Source organism: Nostoc sp. 'Peltigera membranacea cyanobiont' 213 (genome assembly GCF_002245975.1).
Classification (GTDB): domain Bacteria; phylum Cyanobacteriota; class Cyanobacteriia; order Cyanobacteriales; family Nostocaceae; genus Nostoc.
The window spans coordinates 14,734-32,631 of the sequence record NZ_NOLI01000024.1 but is presented as its reverse complement, the minus strand read 5'-3'; the positions used below and the strand labels follow the sequence as shown (position 1 = coordinate 32,631).

Here is a 17,898-nt window from a genome sequence, read left to right as displayed (position 1 = left end):
ATCTGTGCGGTATTTCATCTACCGCACTGAAGCTAACCCAAAAATTGCTTACGTAGCATCTATAGCGGTCTATCTACCTTGCCAAACTATTATTATAAAATCCATGAATTCTCAACTTCCTCAAAAATTCCGTAGTCTGCTCAAAGCTTCCAGCTTTTGGCAAGATAACTATTTGCTATTGCGAGAATTTAAACACTTTCGCAAAATAGTAATTTTAGCTCTGACATTCTCAATTTTAGCAGCAACCTTTGAAGGTGTGAGTATTGGTTTTTTACTCTCCTTCTTGCAAAGCTTAACTAGTCCAAACGCTCAACCTGTCCAAACAGGAGTAGAATGGTTTGATACTTTAGTATTGGGATCTAAGACATCGGCAATTAATCGTTTATACCGCATCTCTTCGCTGATTTTATTGAGTACTTGGTTACGTGTTGCCTTCAATTATTTTGGACAAGTCTATACTGAATTATCTCAACTGCATTTTGGCGATCGCTTACGCAAACAAATTTTTGAACAGTTACAATCCTTATCGTTAAGCTATTTTGCCAAAACTCGTTCTGGTGAACTCATTAACACAATCACCACAGAGATCGAAAGAATCAGACAGGGTTTCAGTGGCGCAGCTTTTTTAGTAACTAGGGGAATAACAACTTTTGTCTACTTAATATCAATGTTCTTGATATCATGGCAACTAACTGTAATTTCCGCATTGCTATTTACACTTTTAGGTGTAGGGTTATCTAATCTGAATGCCAGAGTCAGAGAATCAAGTTTTGGCATGACAACTGCTAATGCTAATTTTACATCAACAGCCATAGAATTTATTAATGGCATTCGCACTGTTCATTCTTGTGGTACTCAAGAATTTGAGCGCCAACGTTACTACAAAGCCAGCGACAAGGTAGTAAGTACTACAACTAAAGTTGTATTTACTTGGACACTTGTTAAGCCAATTGCTGAAGGTGTGGCTACTACAGTATTGGTGGGAATGATTATTTTGGCATTCACCAGCCTGGTTAGTAATGGAACCCTACAAGTTGCTTCTTTACTAACATTTTTCTTTGTGCTATTTCGCTTCATTCCCTTTGTTCAAGATATTAATGGCACGCGGGCATTTCTCAGTACCCTACATGGCTCGGCAGACAACATTAAAAATCTGTTGAAAAGTGATGATAAAAATTATTTTCAGAATGGAAAGCTTGAATTTAAGGCATTAGAAAGGGCAATAAATTTAGTATCCGTAGATTTTGGCTACGATGACAAAAATATAGTATTGCATAACATTACCCTAACCATTGAAAAGGGGAAAATGACTGCACTAGTTGGAGCTTCTGGCGCTGGCAAAACTACCCTTGCTGATTTAATTCCCCGATTTTACAATGCCACAGAGGGAAATGTTTATATCGATGAAATTGATATAAAGCTGTTTGAAATTAACTCCCTCCGTCGTCAAATAGCTGTCGTCAGTCAGGATACTTTTATCTTCAATACTGATGTTTGGCAAAATATTGCTTATGGGACTCCACAAGCGACTAATGAGCAAATTCAAGAAGCTGCTAGATTAGCAAATGCGTTGGAATTTATTTTAGAAATGCCCGAAGGTTTTAATACCCAATTAGGAGATCGGGGTGTTAGATTATCTGGAGGACAAAGACAGCGAATTGCGATCGCGCGGGCACTACTACGGAACCCCGAAATTTTGATTTTGGATGAAGCAACTAGCGCCCTAGATTCTGTATCAGAGCGATTAATTCAAGATTCATTAGAAAAGCTATCTGTGGGTAGAACAGTAATTGCGATCGCTCACCGTCTTTCTACTATTTCTAAAGCAGATAAAGTCGTAGTTCTAGAAGCAGGACGGATAGTAGAACAGGGCAAATATCAAGAATTACTCGCACGCCAAGGCAAGCTTTGGGAATATCACCAGATGCAATACTATAATTCGTAATTCGTAATTCGTAATTCGTAATTTGCGAATTACGAGTTTATTCTCCTAGCTAATTATTTATAATTCTAATCAGGAAAAATAAATGGTAAATATAGGCTATCATGCTGCTAAAGTTCAGGGTAAATTTAATCGCTCCTTATATAAAGCAGCTATTTCTCAGATTGCCAGTATCCCCATCAAACAAACTCGGCAAGTTCCGATAAGTGTCTATGCTTTCTCATGCGAACGCGATTTACCAGAACAAGTGGCAAGTATTCGCTCATTCATTCGTCATGTCGGCATTCCAGATACATTTGCTGTAATTTCTGATGGCAGTTACACCGAGTCTAGTTGTAATTTACTCCGCCGCGTCCATCCCTGCGTTAAGGTAATACTTTTACAAAATTTCCTGAGAACGGATTTACCTCAATGTGTTCTTGATTATGCTCAATTGCATCCACTGGGCAAAAAGTTGTCGGCATTAATGTCAATTCCTATTAATGGTACTACGATTTACACTGATTCAGATATTTTATTTTTTCCCGGCGGGATTGACTTAATAGATTTGAGTAAGTCGGAGGAAAAATACTCTCTTTATCTACCTGATTGTTCTTTGTCGCTTGACGAACGAATTATTTATGATGATTCTGAAAAATCAAATCCAGTTAATGGTGGATTTATATTATTTAGGCATGAATTCGACTGGAGTTTTGCTATCGAACGTTTAGCAAATCTTCAAGAGACTCCTATTTATTTTACTGAACAAACGATTGTACATTTGACAATGCACCACAATCATGGTCAGCCTTTATGTACAAAAAAATATGTTCTCAATGTAGAAGACCAGTTCATCTATCCAGATCGATCTGCAAGTAAAAACATTGCTCTCAGGCATTATGTGAGTGATGTTAGACACAAGCTTTGGTTTAATGTTGGCATATAAATTGATGAAAATAGCCTCCATTTATATGAGAAATATAATTAGTAATAACGTGGTGAAAGTAGTAATTAATGCTTAACTTAATCAGTGATACCAAGCAAAATGATAAACAATTGCATAAAGGGATTTTTGAAGAAGACCTAATTTATCAATGCTCGAATTTTGATGTAGGTGAGGGTGGAGGTGTTGAAACTTATTTAGCTTCTCTGTTTGAACATCGACCACCTGAAGTTAGCGATCGCGTGATAAAATCACTCAAGGGTGTTGACCAAAGTCAATTCAAGCTGCTGCACATCCACAGCCCAGATTTACTATTGCAGCTTACGGGCGAATGTCCTGCTGTCTTCAGCGTTCATAATCACTCATTGTACTGTCCTAGTGGCACAAAGTATTTAGCAGGGCAACGAACAATCTGCGATCGCAACTTTTCTTACTTAGGTTGTACCTGGGGTAAACTAGTAGATAAATGCGGTAGTCGTAGACCGTTAAAAACTCTTAAAGAACTTCAGAATACTCATCAGTTATTAGATATCTTAAAAAAGGTAAAAATTACCTTTGTTGCTAATAGCGAATATGTGCGTCAAGAGTTGATTAAAAACGGTGTACCCCCGGAGCAAATTGTGACGCTCCACTGTGGTATCTCTGTACCGCAAATAACAACCGCTCCCCTGAGTTTAGAAATCCACCAAAATCATAGAATTTTATTTGCGGGACGGATTGTTTCTGATAAAGGTTTAGAATGGCTGCTTAAAAGCTTAATACATACAAATCCGCAAATCCAACTTGATATTGCAGGTGAAGGCTGGGAACGACCACGGTTAGAAAAGTTAGCAAAAACACTCGGATTAAGTAAGCGGATTACTTGGCATGGTTGGTGTGATGCTGAAAAAATAAATCAACTTTATCAACAGTGTTTTGCAGTCATCTTCCCTAGTGTCTGGCCTGAACCTGCCGGTCTTGTAACTCTAGAAGCTTATGCTAATTATCGACCTGTAATTGGTAGTGCAGTCGGAGGTATTCCAGAACATTTACGAGATGGAGAAACAGGTATTTTGGTTCCAGGTAATGATATCAAAAAGCTGGTTGATGCTATTCATGAGTTGTATGGAGATCATCAAAAAAGCCGACAGATGGGCGAAGAAGGCCATGCTTTATTGATGAAAGAATTTACAATGGCTGCTCATGTAAATAATCTGCGAACAATTTATGCACAAACAATAGCTGAATTTCCTTCGAGAGCGAGAAACTTATATAGCAATCCTCAAGTGAAATAAGCTAATTTTGGTCAAAATTTCAAATAGTGCATCTTTTATCTATGAAATATAAAGGGAAAAAATATGTCATTTTTTCAAGAATACCAACAGCCTCTAGTTAGCGTTATTATCCCTACATATAATCGACCAGAATATCTCAAGCAAGCGATCGCTAGTGCTATTCAACAGACTTATCAAAATATCGAAATTATTATTTCAGATAATTGTAGTGAAGAAGATACCCAAGCTATTGTTGCATCTTTTGCTGATTTACGCATTCGATTTTGGCGACATGAGCAAAATGTGGGTATGCTTGCTAATCAGCAACACGCTTTCAAAATGGCTCAAGGTAAATACGTTGCTAGCCTTCATGATGATGATATGTGGAATGAAGACTTTTTAGCAAAGCTTATACCACCACTAGAAGAAAATCCTGATTTAATTATTGCTTTCTGTGACCAATATATTATAGATGCCAATGGTATTATTAATAATCTTGGAACTGAAGAAAATACACGCGGTTATAAGCGAGACAAATTAGCAAAAGGAATTCATCAACCTTTTTACAAAATTGGGTTGATAGATAAAAGTATCCCAACTGCCGCATCTTGTGTAATTCGGAATAAATTTGTTGATTGGGATAGTATTCCTTCAGAAGTTGGGGGAATGTGGGATTTATATTTGACCTACCTCTGCTCTATATCTGGTCATGCTGCTTACTACTATCCAGAAAGATTGACGCGATATCGTGCCCACGAGCAAACTGATACTATGCTCAGTGGAAGTCGAGATGTACAGGCAAAAATCCGCAAGGCTAAAAGCGAAATGTTCTGTTATCAAGTCTTTATGGAAGATACTCGTCTACAGCAGTTTCGAAACTATTTTCAACAGAAATGGTTAGAAGCTAATACAACCTTCGGAATTGGTTTGCTCCGAAGCGAACAGATAGCGGCAGCACGTTCTTATTTTTGGCAGACATTGAGAAGACAAAAGTTTAACACCCGAACTATAGTAGCACTCAGTCTTAGTTTTACTCCAGAAATTTTGGCAAATAAATTAATAAAAATGTCGAAAGAATAGAGCAATTAGGTCTGAGTTATAAAAGATATTTTTTAACAAAATGCAAAGAACGCGAAAGAAAGAAAAGAAGATTATTTTAATTTCTTTTTCTGCGGCTCTGGGCGAGCTTAGATTACTCAAGAAGGTAGTGAATGAAACTTTGTATTGTTACTCATAAAATTCAGAAAGGTGATGGACAGGGACGGGTAAACTATGAGGTTGCTAATGAAGCAATTCGTCGTGGTCATCAACTGACATTATTAGCGAGTGAAGTTGCACCAGAATTAGAAGATAATAGTCAAGTTAAATGGGTTAGAATTCCAGTCAAAGACTACCCGACAGAATTTGTGCGAAATTTCATATTTGCCCAAAAAAGTGCAGATTGGTTGCGGAAACACCGCTCTGATATTGATTTAGTTAAAGTCAATGGCGCAATTAATTTGGCTGCGGCTGATGTGAATGCTGTACATTTTGTCCACAGTTCATGGTTGCGATCGCCTGTTCATATTTCTCGCAATCGCCGAGATTTTTATGGTTTGTACCAATGGCTATTTACGGCTTTTAATGCCCGTTGGGAAAAACAGGCTTTCCAAAAAGCGCAGGTTGTCGTGGCTGTATCCGAAAAAGTAGCTCAGGAATTAGTCAATATTGGTGTACCGCGTTCTTGCATTCGTGTAATTATCAATGGCGTTGACTTAGAAGAGTTTGCCCCTGGTGAAAGCGATGCCTGCGGCGGGCTACGCCTACGCCAAAAATTAGGTTTACCGGAAAACGTCACCCTAGCATTATTCGCTGGAGACATCCGCACACCCAGAAAGAACTTAGACACTGTACTGCACGCTTTGGTGAAAGCCCCCGATTTACATCTGGTAGTAGTGGGACACACTCAAAATAGCCCTTTCCCTCAGTTAGCAGCCTCTTTGGGGTTAAGTAAGCGCGTGCATTTTGTAGGATTTCGCCGTGATATCCCCCAAATTATGCAAGCAGTAGATTTATTTGTTTTTCCTTCCCGATACGAAGCTTGCAGCCTCGTATTGTTAGAAGCACTTTCTTCAGGACTGCCAGTAATTACTGCCACAGCCACTGGGGGCGGAGAGTTAGTGACACCAGAATGTGGCATCGTTTTATCCGACTCAGATGATAGTGATGCTTTGGCTTTGGCGTTGCTGACTTTGGTGAGCAGTCCCGCCCTCATCCAACAGATGGGGAAAGCTGCTCGTTCAGTGGCAGAAAAACATAGCTGGACTACTATGGCACAAACTTATGTGGATTTATTCGAGGAGTTAAGCAATGCGGAACACCGTTCTGATACCAACTTATCGCCGTCCACAAGACCTATCACGCTGCCTTTTGGCGCTACAGGAGCAAATTAAACCCGTCGATCAGGTAATAGTGGTTGTCCGCGATACGGATGCAGAAACTTGGCAATTTCTGGCGCAATTAAACGCCCCCAATCTACCTCTGCATACTGTGAAAGTTACACAGCCGGGTGTAGTAGCAGCCCTCAACGCCGGACTAGCAGCAGTGGAGGGCGATATTGTCTCCATTACTGATGATGATGCTGCACCCCATCCCGATTGGTTAGAGCGCATCGCTGCTTACTTTACCTCAGATAGTCGCCTTGGCGGTCTGGGAGGGCGTGATTGGATATATCACGGCAGCAAATTAGAAGACGAATCCCGCCCAGTAGTGGGACAGTTGCAATGGTTTGGGCGAGTGATTGGCAACCATCATCTGGGAGTGGGAGAACCGCGTGAAGTCGATATTCTCAAAGGCGTAAACATGAGTTTTCGTAAAGAGGCGATCGCACAATTGCGCTTTGACGAGCGGATGCGTGGTACTGGGGCGCAAGTACATTTTGAAATGGCATTTACTCTGACATTAAAACGGGCTGGTTGGAAGATAATTTACGATCCTAATGTTGCTGTAGACCACTATCCAGCAAAACGTTTTGATGAAGATCAGCGAAATAATTTTAACGAGATTGCCTTTATTAATTTAGTCCATAATGAAACTTTAGTTTTACTAGAGCATTTGCCATTTATCCGCCGGATTGTATTTTTATTCTGGGCAGTTTTTGTGGGTACGTGCGATAGTTTGGGTTTCGTACAATGGCTGAGATTTTTACCTAGTCAAGGACAGTTGGCGGGTAAGAAGTTGCTGGCATCTTGGCGGGGGCGTTGGCAAGGATATAAAGAATTCGTAATTCGTAATTCGTAATTTGTAATTAAAAATGAATTCAATTTCTTCTTAATTATATCTGTCAAGTTGAAATTGATAGATAAACAAGTTCGTAGTAAGGACTTTAGTCCTTATTTTCTAAGCACTGAAGTGCTTACTACAAACCTTTGGTAAATCCAAAATCTAAAATTGAATGAATTCTAAGCAGATACTTTTCAATAGTTTTTCACAAGAAAACTATTCTCCTGAAGAGCGATCGCAACAGGGGTGGATGGCGATCGCAGGCTTTATACTACTAACTGTAGTTTGCTATTTTGCTGGTGCTACTGCTGCATTGCGTCTAATTTATCCAGTGACGGCTTTAGCAGTAGCCGTGTTTTTATACTTGCGGCATCCCATTCTCTACATCAGCTTTACCTGGTGGATTTGGTTTCTCACGCCCTTAGCTACCCGCTTAGTTGACTATAAGGTGGGTTGGGATGCTACCCGCCAGATGCTCATAGCACCCTATTTGGTGGTGTTTGTAACTATCGCAACATTCTTGCGACATTTTCCCCGCGCCTCTCGTCAAGGGGGTTTGCCGTTTGTTATGGCTTTTATTGGAGTCTTTTATGGCTTTCTCATCGGTCTGATTTATAACCCACCAATCCCTGTAGCACGCGGACTGATGGATTGGCTCAGTCCGATTATTTTCGCTTTTCACTTATTTATAAACTGGCGAGATTATCCTAGCTATCGCCAGAATATTCAGCGAACATTCCTGTGGTGTGTGTTGATTTTAGGAACTTATGGCATATATCAATTCGTAGTAGCTCCTGAGTGGGATAGGTATTGGCTCATCCAATCAAAACTATTTATGAGTTCTGGAAACCCTGTACCTTTCGGGATGCGTGTCTGGAGTACATTGCACTCAGTTGGCCCCTTTGGTTCCGTCATGCAAGCTGGTTTACTGTTGTTATTTACCAGTTCGGGAAATTTAATTTTTCCGGCTTCAGCTGTTGGTTACTTATCCTTCCTACTAACACAAGCGCGGACTAATTGGGGAGGTTGGTTATTTGGAATCATTATGATTGTGGGTTCAGTGAAAGCCCGGATTCAAATGCGCTTAATCACCATAATTGTGGTGATGGCAATTTGCGTTGTACCGTTGACAACTATCCAGCCAATTGCTGGAGTTGTATCAGCCCGTTTGGAAACTTTTTCTAATCTTCAAGATGATACAAGTTTTAAAGATAGATCGGGAAGTTATGACAAAAACCTTGGTCTAGCCCTTTCTAATGGTTTAGGTAACGGCTTAGGAAATATCTGGAAAGTTAATGAAAAAACTGGTCAAATTGAAGTAGTGGTGATTGATAGTGGCATTTTAGATATGTTTTTCACCCTTGGTTGGTTTGGAGCCATCTTTTATATGGGTGGATTAATCTTGTTAATTATTAGTGTTAGCAGTTATGGTGAGGGACGTTTTGATAGTTTTATTAGTGCTGCCCGCGCCATTGGCATCAGTTCTGCTACACAGCTAGTTATTGGTAGCGGAATGTTGAGTGTAGCAGGGATGATTCTTTGGGGATTTTTAGCTATGGCTATGGCAGGACATAAATACTATAGCAATCCCAATAATTCATAAATATGAATTGAGCTAAAAAAACAAAATTTTACAACTTAAATAGGAATGATATAAATTATGAAAGCAATTATTGTAATGCCACTAGCCGAGCAACGAGGCGGCGGTGAAATGATGCTTTGGGATTTGGTGCAACAAGGACGTAATGCTGGTGTTGAGTGGCTGGTGATATTTTTAGAACACGGCCCGATGGTAGAAAAAGTAAGGTCTCTCGGTATTGATGTGCGAGTTGTGGAAAGTGGACGTTTACGCCAAATCCACCGTTTTATTGGCGCTGTTTTTCAGATAGCTGCGATCGCACGCCGCGAACATGCAGATATAATTGTCAATTGGATGTGGATTACGCATATATCTGGAGGCTTGGCCGCGATGCTGGCGGGTTTACCTGCTGTATGGTATCAACTAGAAGTACCTAGCGATAAAACTTGGTTGGTAAGACTCGCTACTTTAATCCCAGCCCGCGCAATTATCACTCTTTCCCAGGATGGCAAGCAAGCACAAGCAGAGATTTGGCCTCACAGGCCAACACCTTTGGTTTATCCTGGTGTAGCATTAGACCGATTTGAGCCTAATGCTTTGCCAACTCCTGAAGAAGCACGGCGCAAACTCGGCTTACCCTTACACGGCCCGTTGATTGGAATTGTGGGACGATTGCAACGATGGAAGGGAATGCACGTATTGGTGCAAGCAATGCCGAAAATTTTACAGAAGTATCCTGATGCCCATTGTGTGGTAGTTGGCGGTAAGCACGATTTTGAACCCGACTATGAAGACTTTTTAAAAGCCGAAATTGCCAGCTTGGGCTTGAAAGAGCAAGTAATTATGGCTGGACTACAGCGTAATATCCCGGAGTGGGTGCAGGCGATGGATGTATTCGTTCATGCCTCGGATAAGGAACCCTTTGGAATTGTGATTATTGAGGCGATGGCGTTGGGTAAACCTGTGATTGCTGGCGATGCAGGCGGCCCGACGGAGATTATTACCGATGGGATGAATGGACTATTAACACCTTACGGCGATGCGGATAAATTAGCGATCGCAATTCTCCGCTATCTTGACGAGCAAGAATTTGCCCAAAGTGCAGGAATAGCTGCTAGACAACGCGCCTTAGATTTCTCAACGCAGAATTACGCCGAAAATTTTATTAGTGCAATTCGTTCGGCAATACCAAGTGTTTCTTAAGTTATCGGATTGCGATCGCTGTTGCTCAACCAAAGCTACAATCATGTGCGATCGCTTTGTACATTATCCAGGTTCTTAATACAAAAATTATCAAAAAAATTAAAACGCTTTAGACAGTCCTGCTTGTTTCAAAACTGCGTTAGCTGTATGGCGTGACTTTATAGAGCTATCTACCACAAAACGACGCTCTGTGATTGGACTATACCAAATTTCATGATCTCCCTTTCCTTGTCTTTCAAAGTAGCAACCAGCTTCCGAAAGTATCTTTTTCAACTCAGGGGTTAAAGACACACCCATTTATGAAACCACCTCTATCAACTCTTGTCGATGGCTGGTTAATTCAAAGCTAATAGAACCCACATAATCAGAAGGTACAATTCGATTTAGAACAAGGAGTTCTGGTATCATTTCTCTGAGCTTTTGCGTAAGAGACTCAATCGTAGAAGCTTCTGTTACCAATCCTGGGACGTTTTCACTAGTTGCAACCCAAACTTCTGCATCTTTATCCCAAAATGCATCAATCTTCAATGTGTTTTGTGTCATTATCAAGCGTTACACACAAATTTACGACGGTAATTTAAGTTTAAAACAATAAGCTGCCATTCAAAGGTATTCTTCTAGGTTCTGTCAAATAAACTCAGTTGAACAGGCTCATTATAACCATGAAGTATAACCAATCGCCTTGCTTCATAACGATTGCGTAGATTGCGTAATTCTTCCAAAGCTTGGGGGTTTGCACTACGAATGTTTTGATCTCCAATAAAGCACTCGAAGTGTTCTTGATAAAACTTTTTCATAGGTTTGCTTATAAGTTCATGGGGGTTACAATCTCTTGCTGTAATAATTTCTATTGCAGGAACAACAACAATCGATTGCTGAGAATAGAGAAAAACAAAAGAGGCTGAGGAATGTGATAACATCTTCCTACATTGTTCTTGAAGTCGATAAAATTCTTGCCTACTAAAAGTCTGACTTGGTTCAATCCGCTTCGACTGGGCTAAAAATCCTTTTGCAATTTGATAACCCTCAATTTCAAGCTCCAACGCAGCTAAGAAGTCAGCACCAAATTCATTTTCTTGGCTTCCTCGTCCTCTATCTGTAAGTGTCTTAACAGTCCATCTCACTCCTGCTGTAGTTTTATTATTCAGTACATGTTCCATAACTCCTAATAATCTGTCAGTAATTGCTGGCTCTTGTTCAATTCTTCCATCACGCATAGCTTCCAGAGTTTGTTTTTCTACTTTTCCAATATTAGAAATAATATTAGCAATAAGCTTTTTATTAGCGAACATTAGGAGTAAATTTTAATCCTGAGTTTTTATATTTTAGCTCATACTATTATTCCCAATTTAAGTAAGATATAACTCACAATTCAATAATAAAACTATCCCGCAAATGAAAATCAGCCTCCGCGCCTACATGAGTTAACGCCCAGTAAGTCACCTCACCGCCTCTATCTTTAACAACAGTAGTAATGCCAACTTCAATGGCTTGCTCTACAGAAATAATTTTACCCAAATCAAGATCCAACACAAGTACTAAATCTTCGCCTTGATTTTGAACATTAAACGGCAAATTTTCAAAAGCTGTTTCCTCTTGCATTCCTTGACGATACCCATCAAGGCGATAGGCATTCCAGTGTCCTGCGGGTGAGAGGTTGAATTCCCAATATTGTGCAGAATTCTTGATGCCAAGAAAGAACTCAAAGCAGGTGTCTTTCCACAACTCATGCTTGCGTGATTGTGTGTTTGATATGGGAAAAATCGCAATTTCTTTTAAATCGCCTTCAAGCATATAGCGGATGGCAAGTTTATTACCATTTCGGGCAATATTACCTGCAATTTTCAAATTAGGCGGCGATTCATTAGAAGGAAAGGGTTGTAGGGAAAATGTCTGCTCGTTCATTTCATATCTTTGATAATGTTACGAATCTGCATTTCTTGAGATTCGATACTTTCGGTAAGCTTAAACTGCACGATCGCTCTTGCTAAGTTATGTTCTGGGTGCTTCACTTTAAAGTAAACATTCCCAGCTAAATAATCCGCAAAAAATCTCAATCCTAATTCAAAGGCGATGAGACGGATGGCATCATATATATATGCATAGTCATTCTCGGTAAGAAAGGCTTTTGCTACAGAGAGATAGCCTTGTAAGATTCCCTGACATAGATCGGTGTCAAAATAAACACTTTCCCAATTCTCTGTTTCTTCTCCAACCGGATTGCAGCCCGATCGCAAACAATCACCAATATCGTAATGTACCAGACCAGGTTTAACGGTGTCGAGGTCTATCACACTCACGGCTTGCTGGGTAACAATATCGAACATGACGTTATTGATTTTTGGATCGCCATGCATCAGACGCAGAGGTAATTTACCCTCAGTTTTGGCATTTTCTAAGATATGTGCAAAGGCTTGGCGATCGCTAACAAATCGGAAGCAATAATCAACCTCAGCATTGTTACATATACTAGCTGTCGCTAAAGCTTCATCATAATGCTGGAGATAAAGTGGTGTAATATGGAATCCTTGAAGGGTATCAGCGAGTTTTTCTGGTGGCAAATCGCTGATTAAATTGTGGAACATCCCCAAGGCATAACCAATTTCTTGCGCTTGTGAGCGATCGCCCATAGTATCAAAAGACTGGGAGTTTTCAATAAAGCTAATCGCCCGCCAAAAGGAGCCGTCTGCATCCTGAAAGTGGTCTTCTGCATCCTTAGTTAATAGTACGCGCGGTACTTCCCAACGACGATTCAAGGGGCTGTGCTGTAACCTTTTGTGAACATGGTCAGTGAAGGTACGCATATTCTGCATAATCAGTTTTGGCTGACGAAATACCTGCGTGTTGATGCGTTGCAGGACAAAATGTTGTTCTTTTGAGTCATCTAGAGTTGCTAAGAAGGTGTCATTAATATTACCACTACCAAATGCTTTAATGCCTGTAACCTTTCCCTGTTGAGCGAATTGATCTGCGATCGCCACCAGATTCTGTGCGCCCTGTGTATTAAATTCTTCTGTCATCTGTTTAACCTGCACTACTCCTATTGCACGAAGGCAATAGGGGATATAGTAGCGCAACTGTCAAAATAATTCGTAATTTTTAAAAGTACTATATGCTAGCTAGTGGTTCATGTCATTATTTCTGAAAGGTTAAGGTGTTCAGATCCCCGACTTATTAAAGAAGTCGGGGATCTCGCAACCCAGCAAAATTAATGCGATAGACCACTAGTAGTCTGTCAATAAATAATTGATAGATAAAATCCTTGTAGAGACGGCGATTTATCGCGTCTCTCTAACCGTCAAAATGAATTAGATAGACCACTAGCACAGGGCGCGACACCGAATAGCCCATCAGAGATATTGCGATCGCCGCCCCCGTGCTAATTCAATAATTAAGAAATCTCATCGCTATCAACCCACTCATCATAAGATGAATCATAACCAGCATAGCGAACAAAGTATTGCTGATTTTGGATTTGCTGAATCGTTGCAGAATACCAAGCCTCTTGCTCATCATCCCAGCATTTTACTTTTTGACCTACTGCATATCCATTGTCATCAGCAGCGCGAAGATCGCGAGTCCGAATGTCATCTTCGCCTACCCATTCGTCATAAGATGAACCGTAGCCAAGGTAATGAATAAAGAATTGGTCTTCTTGGATTTTTTCAATTGTTCCCTGATACCAATCTTCCTCTTCACTATCCCAAACTTCTACAGTTTTGCTGACTTCATACTGATTGTTATCTGACTTGACAGCAGAAGCAGACGAAACATCTTGAATCGGCTTTTCTTGCTCTTGTTTAATTTCTTCTTTTACTAAAGTGTATGCTTCCAAAATCAATCCACGAGCGACAGTTTGAGTACCTGTATGTTCGTAGTAATTGGTAGTTTGATCTAGGAATGCTGCAACAAAATCTAAATTATCATCAGCAATCTGAATAAAATTACCCAAGCTACTAGAAATTGATTGCGGGGTTATGCCTGTTTTAGATACTAAATCATTCATCCAGCCTTGGACGGAGTTAAAACTCTGACTGAGAAAACCAACTTTATCAGAGGGATTGCTACCAGGAAGAAAGTTATTGATAGCCGAGAAAACCGGATTTTGAGTTATTGCGCTAGTATCAGCGCCACTAATAACGTTATGAATTTTGCTAAGAAAGTCGGGGCCTAATGGTAGTATTCCGTCTATACAAACCAAAGCTACCATCCGCATTAAGGATGCATTTTGATAGTTGTTCGCAAGGGAATTAGCAAACTCTTGGGGGTTAGGTTGAGGAATACCATTTAGTTTGCAAAAAGCGATGATTTCGACGGCGATTTTCAGTGCTAAGTCAATGGATTGAGTGACATCAGCTTTGGGAGTAATGTTGCCTAAAAAAGACAGAAAGCCGATTTTCTCACTAACTTTATTCGCTAAAGCTGCTGCTGCCATAGCTGTATCTGCCTTATCAATTGTTTGATAAAGTTTGATTGCAAACTCATAGCCTTTTTGAGGATCTTGGTATAAGACGGCAGCGCGATCGCGGATTCTCTGAATTACCTTAGCATCGGTTTCTCCGGTAATGCTGCGAATACTATTATCAAACCCCGTCAAATTGCTCCACTCACCTGGTGCTACGTAATCAAGAGCCTTTAAAACTTTGACAGTAATATTGTCAGTCGGTAATTCGTCAACCAACTGAATAATTGATTTATCCATTAGCCGCTCCTCAAAACTCTAAATTATCCTTACAACACAGTTCAACTAAACCCACAACAACCAATACAAGTTGCTACCCTACGGGAAGCCTTTCTGTGGTTAATGCTGCGTGAAGTACTGAATTGTATTCATAGAGTTCCCTGACTTGAGCAAAAAATAACAAATATAGGACTTACGCAAAAACTCTCTGAAACTCTTATTTCCTAGTGTGGTAAAACTTGCTAGAGATATTTTGGAAACCTAGAAAAATCGTTTTTGATTTTCTTTCGCGCAAACGCAATTAAGCCTTTCGTTTCACCTCTCAAGTTAGTTTTGCCGCTCTAGCTTATTTCTTTGTGTCCTTTGCGTCCTTTGCGGTTCGTTTTTTCATGAGCGATCGCTACTACAGCACCGCTAATCAGACACGATCCGAATAGTTTCTTAACAAAGATTGAATGACAGATATTGATTTTTGTCACTTGATTGGTATCATAGTTTTATCACCACAGTGGAGAAGTTGCTATGTTGTCGCGTCAACTCGGAAAAAACGGTTCAATGATATCGGCGCTTGGGCTTGGCTGTATGGGTATGTCTGATGTTTATGGGCCAGCCGATCGCAAGGAAAGTATTGCAACAATTCATGCAGCGCTTGATGCAGGTATTAACTTACTGGATACAGGCGACTTTTACGGCATGGGACACAATGAAATGCTGCTAAACGAAGCCTTGACAGGACGGCGGGAAAATGTATTCATTGCCGTTAAATTCGGTGCGCTGCGCTCTCCTGATGGCAACTTTCTTGGCTTCGATGGTCGCCCTGAAGCCGTGAAGACTTCACTTGCCTATACATTGAAACGACTGGGAACCGATTACATTGACCTTTACCAACCAGCCCGACTCGATCCGAAAGTGCCTATTGAAGAGACTATTGGGGCGATTAGCGAAATGGTGAAAGCTGGATATGTTCGCCAGATTGGTTTATCTGAAGTGGGTGCAGATGTAATTCGCCGCGCTCATAAGACTCATCCGATCGCTTCGCTTCAGATTGAATATTCCCTCCTGAGTCGTAGCATTGAAGATGAGATCCTGCCAACCGTCCGGGAATTGGGCATTGCTGTCACCGCTTATGGAGTTCTCTCACGGGGATTGTTGAGCGGTCACTGGTCGAAAGAACGCTCTGAGCAAGCGCAAGACTATCGAGTACATCTACCCCGCTTCTCTGGAGAGAATCTGGATCGCAATTTGTTGCTAGTCGAAGCCCTGCGCCTGATTGCCGAAGAACGGAATGCCACGGTTGTTCAAGTGGCAATTGCTTGGGTGCTGTCGCAAGGAAACGACATTATACCGCTAATTGGCGCACGGCGTTGCGATCGCTTAAATGAAGCTCTGGGTGCATTGGATTTACACTTAAATAAGGATGATATCGCCCGGATTGAGGCAGCCGTGCCACTAAATGCCGTCGCAGGCGATCGCTATGGCCCAGAACAAATGGCAATGCTCAATAGTGAAAAGAGGTAAAAAAATTATCGCATGAATGATTCACCTTTGACACCGGAGCGGATTCTCGATGCAGCAGAAGAAGTTTTGCGTCGTTACGGTCTGGCAAAGGCAACAGTGGTCGATGTGGCTCGCTTTTTAGAGGTGAGCCACGGCACGATTTATCGGCATTTTCCCAGCAAAGCTGCCCTGCGAGATGCAGTGGCAGAACGGTGGCTGCATCGGGTTTCCACACCGCTAGCAGCGATCGCCCAAGAGCCAGGTTCCGCCAAAGAACGGTTGCACCGATGGTTTGAGCAACTCATGACTCTGAAACGTCAAAAAGTCTTAAAAGAGCCAGAGTTATTTGCAACCTATTCAGCGATTACCCAAGAGGCGCGAGGGGTAGTTGAAGCTCACATTGCTGAACTGCTTAGGCAGATTGCTCAGATCGTAGAGAGCGGTATTTCCACAAACGAGTTTAGAGTAACCGATCCGCAAGTAGCAGCTAAAGCAGTCCTTCAAGCGACAGTTCGCTTTCACCATCCAGCCCACGCATCCGAATGGAGCGATCCAGATATCGATAGGGACTTTGCCCAAGTATGGCGCTTGGTACTTGCTGGTCTTGTAGTGGTTCAGCAGTTTTGAGTACTCAATACCAATCAGAAGATGCGCCTAAATGAAGCAAAGAAAAGAAAGGTCTCGAAAATATTTCCATCCCCGTTAGGGGAAGTGGTTATGTAAAGTCCTTTCTTGGTTGCAATAATGAGGAAGCAATTTCGTGTTTCCATCCCCGTTAGGGGAAGTGGTTATGTAAAGCTGACTGCAAAAAACAACCTACAAAGGGAGCTAGCGGGTTTCCATCCCCGTTAGGGGAAGTGGTTATGTAAAGGTATATCATCTACCGTGGTTGATGGTAAGAATTTTAGTTTCCATCCCCGTTAGGGGAAGTGGTTATGTAAAGCCTCTATCCCAAACAGGTTTCGGTAAAATGAGTCAATAAAGTTTCCATCCCCGTTAGGGGAAGTGGTTATGTAAAGGCTCATCTGCATCCGCGTCACAAGGTCAACCAACTAGTTTCCATCCCCGTTAGGGGAAGTGGTTATGTAAAGTATTACGAGCCTCAAGATGAAGACAGTTTCATTTTGTTTCCATCCCCGTTAGGGGAAGTGGTTATGTAAAGTATGATGATGGTGATAAGGCGGCAAGAATGTGTTGTTTCCATCCCCGTTAGGGGAAGTGGTTATGTAAAGTCCTCATGCTACAGACAATTATAACTTACGGTTTCCATCCCCGTTAGGGGAAGTGGTTATGTAAAGACAGCAAATAGTCGGAAACAAGTACACAGAAACTAGCACGTTTCCATCCCCGTTAGGGGAAGTGGTTATGTAAAGTCTACAGCTCTGCCATTGAGTGCAGAGCAAACAAAAAGTTTCCATCCCCGTTAGGGGAAGTGGTTATGTAAAGTTTAATACAGCGAAAAAGAAAAGTAATGCTATTAAAAAGTTTCCATCCCCGTTAGGGGAAGTGGTTATGTAAAGCTTTTAGCAATTTTGCTTAAAGAGTCTAGAGTAGGAAGGT

The 17,898-nt window shown here is 41.2% G+C and carries 17 protein-coding genes and 1 CRISPR repeat array (1 of these 18 only partly in view); of the genes, 10 read left to right on the top strand and 7 right to left on the bottom strand.

Annotated elements, in window-relative coordinates; translation table 11 throughout:
- Window positions 1–103 precede the first annotated feature (103 nt).
- The 8 genes from hepA (at window position 104) to CDG77_RS09685 (ending at window position 10,160) form a co-directional block, all read left to right on the top strand.
- Entirely contained in the window at window positions 104–1,945 is a 1,842-nt protein-coding gene (gene hepA, locus CDG77_RS09720) for a heterocyst formation ABC transporter subunit HepA (protein ID WP_094329188.1), read from the top strand.
- A gap of 82 nt (window positions 1,946–2,027) precedes the next feature.
- Window positions 2,028–2,867 carry a hypothetical protein gene (locus tag CDG77_RS09715; RefSeq protein ID WP_094329187.1) on the top strand — a complete coding sequence of 280 codons (840 nt, stop codon included), beginning with the start codon at window positions 2,028–2,030 and terminating at the stop codon, window positions 2,865–2,867.
- Window positions 2,868–2,935: 68 nt separating this feature from the next.
- Window positions 2,936–4,138, top strand: a complete 1,203-nt coding sequence (locus tag CDG77_RS09710; RefSeq protein WP_190233938.1) for a glycosyltransferase family 4 protein — start codon at window positions 2,936–2,938, stop codon at window positions 4,136–4,138.
- A gap of 63 nt (window positions 4,139–4,201) precedes the next feature.
- Complete coding sequence (locus tag CDG77_RS09705; RefSeq protein WP_094329186.1) at window positions 4,202–5,197, top strand: glycosyltransferase family 2 protein; 996 nt, start codon at window positions 4,202–4,204, stop codon at window positions 5,195–5,197.
- Window positions 5,198–5,328: 131 nt separating this feature from the next.
- A complete protein-coding gene (locus CDG77_RS09700; protein WP_094329185.1) occupies window positions 5,329–6,549 on the top strand; it encodes a glycosyltransferase family 4 protein in 1,221 nt (406 codons plus the stop codon).
- A complete protein-coding gene (locus CDG77_RS09695) occupies window positions 6,467–7,396 on the top strand; it encodes a glycosyltransferase family 2 protein (protein WP_094329184.1) in 930 nt (309 codons plus the stop codon). Before CDG77_RS09700 ends, CDG77_RS09695 begins: the two co-directional genes overlap by 83 nt.
- Before the next feature lie 154 nt (window positions 7,397–7,550).
- Complete coding sequence (locus CDG77_RS09690; protein WP_094329183.1) at window positions 7,551–8,981, top strand: glucose-6-phosphate isomerase; 1,431 nt, start codon at window positions 7,551–7,553, stop codon at window positions 8,979–8,981.
- Window positions 8,982–9,038: 57 nt separating this feature from the next.
- Window positions 9,039–10,160, top strand: coding sequence for a glycosyltransferase family 4 protein (locus CDG77_RS09685; protein ID WP_094329182.1), 1,122 nt, complete (start codon window positions 9,039–9,041; stop codon window positions 10,158–10,160).
- 99 nt (window positions 10,161–10,259) lie between these two features.
- On the opposite strand, the gene CDG77_RS09680 is transcribed toward CDG77_RS09685, so the two are convergent.
- The 7 genes from CDG77_RS09680 to CDG77_RS36365 form a co-directional block, all read right to left on the bottom strand.
- Window positions 10,260–10,457, bottom strand: coding sequence for a type II toxin-antitoxin system HicA family toxin (locus CDG77_RS09680; protein ID WP_094329181.1), 198 nt, complete (start codon window positions 10,455–10,457; stop codon window positions 10,260–10,262).
- Window positions 10,458–10,703 carry a DUF1902 domain-containing protein gene (locus CDG77_RS09675; RefSeq protein ID WP_094329180.1) on the bottom strand — a complete coding sequence of 82 codons (246 nt, stop codon included), beginning with the start codon at window positions 10,701–10,703 and terminating at the stop codon, window positions 10,458–10,460.
- A gap of 74 nt (window positions 10,704–10,777) precedes the next feature.
- Window positions 10,778–11,452, bottom strand: coding sequence for a hypothetical protein (locus CDG77_RS09670; RefSeq protein WP_094329179.1), 675 nt, complete (start codon window positions 11,450–11,452; stop codon window positions 10,778–10,780).
- Between the two features lie 73 nt (window positions 11,453–11,525).
- Window positions 11,526–12,065 (bottom strand): DOMON-like domain-containing protein, encoded by a 540-nt coding sequence (locus CDG77_RS09665; protein WP_094329178.1) that lies wholly within the window; start codon window positions 12,063–12,065, stop codon window positions 11,526–11,528.
- Entirely contained in the window at window positions 12,062–13,180 is a 1,119-nt protein-coding gene (locus tag CDG77_RS09660; RefSeq protein ID WP_094329177.1) for a phosphotransferase enzyme family protein, read from the bottom strand. The genes CDG77_RS09665 and CDG77_RS09660 overlap by 4 nt, the downstream gene beginning before the upstream one ends.
- A 371-nt stretch (window positions 13,181–13,551) precedes the next feature.
- Entirely contained in the window at window positions 13,552–14,862 is a 1,311-nt protein-coding gene (locus tag CDG77_RS09655; RefSeq protein WP_094329176.1) for a Tudor-knot domain-containing protein, read from the bottom strand.
- Between the two features lie 320 nt (window positions 14,863–15,182).
- Entirely contained in the window at window positions 15,183–15,320 is a 138-nt protein-coding gene (locus CDG77_RS36365; protein WP_181154269.1) for a hypothetical protein, read from the bottom strand.
- A 43-nt stretch (window positions 15,321–15,363) separates the two neighbouring features.
- Here CDG77_RS36365 and CDG77_RS09650 point away from each other — a divergent pair, with 43 nt between their 5' ends.
- Together CDG77_RS09650 and CDG77_RS09645 are read left to right on the top strand one after the other, a co-directional pair.
- Window positions 15,364–16,359: an aldo/keto reductase gene (locus tag CDG77_RS09650; protein WP_094329175.1), complete on the top strand. Its 996-nt coding sequence runs from the start codon at window positions 15,364–15,366 to the stop codon at window positions 16,357–16,359.
- Between the two features lie 12 nt (window positions 16,360–16,371).
- Window positions 16,372–16,965 carry a TetR family transcriptional regulator gene (locus CDG77_RS09645; RefSeq protein ID WP_094329174.1) on the top strand — a complete coding sequence of 198 codons (594 nt, stop codon included), beginning with the start codon at window positions 16,372–16,374 and terminating at the stop codon, window positions 16,963–16,965.
- Window positions 16,966–17,027: 62 nt separating this feature from the next.
- Window positions 17,028–17,898: direct repeats of the CRISPR family, unit length 36 nt; unit sequence GTTTCCATCCCCGTTAGGGGAAGTGGTTATGTAAAG (it continues 606 nt past the right edge of the window).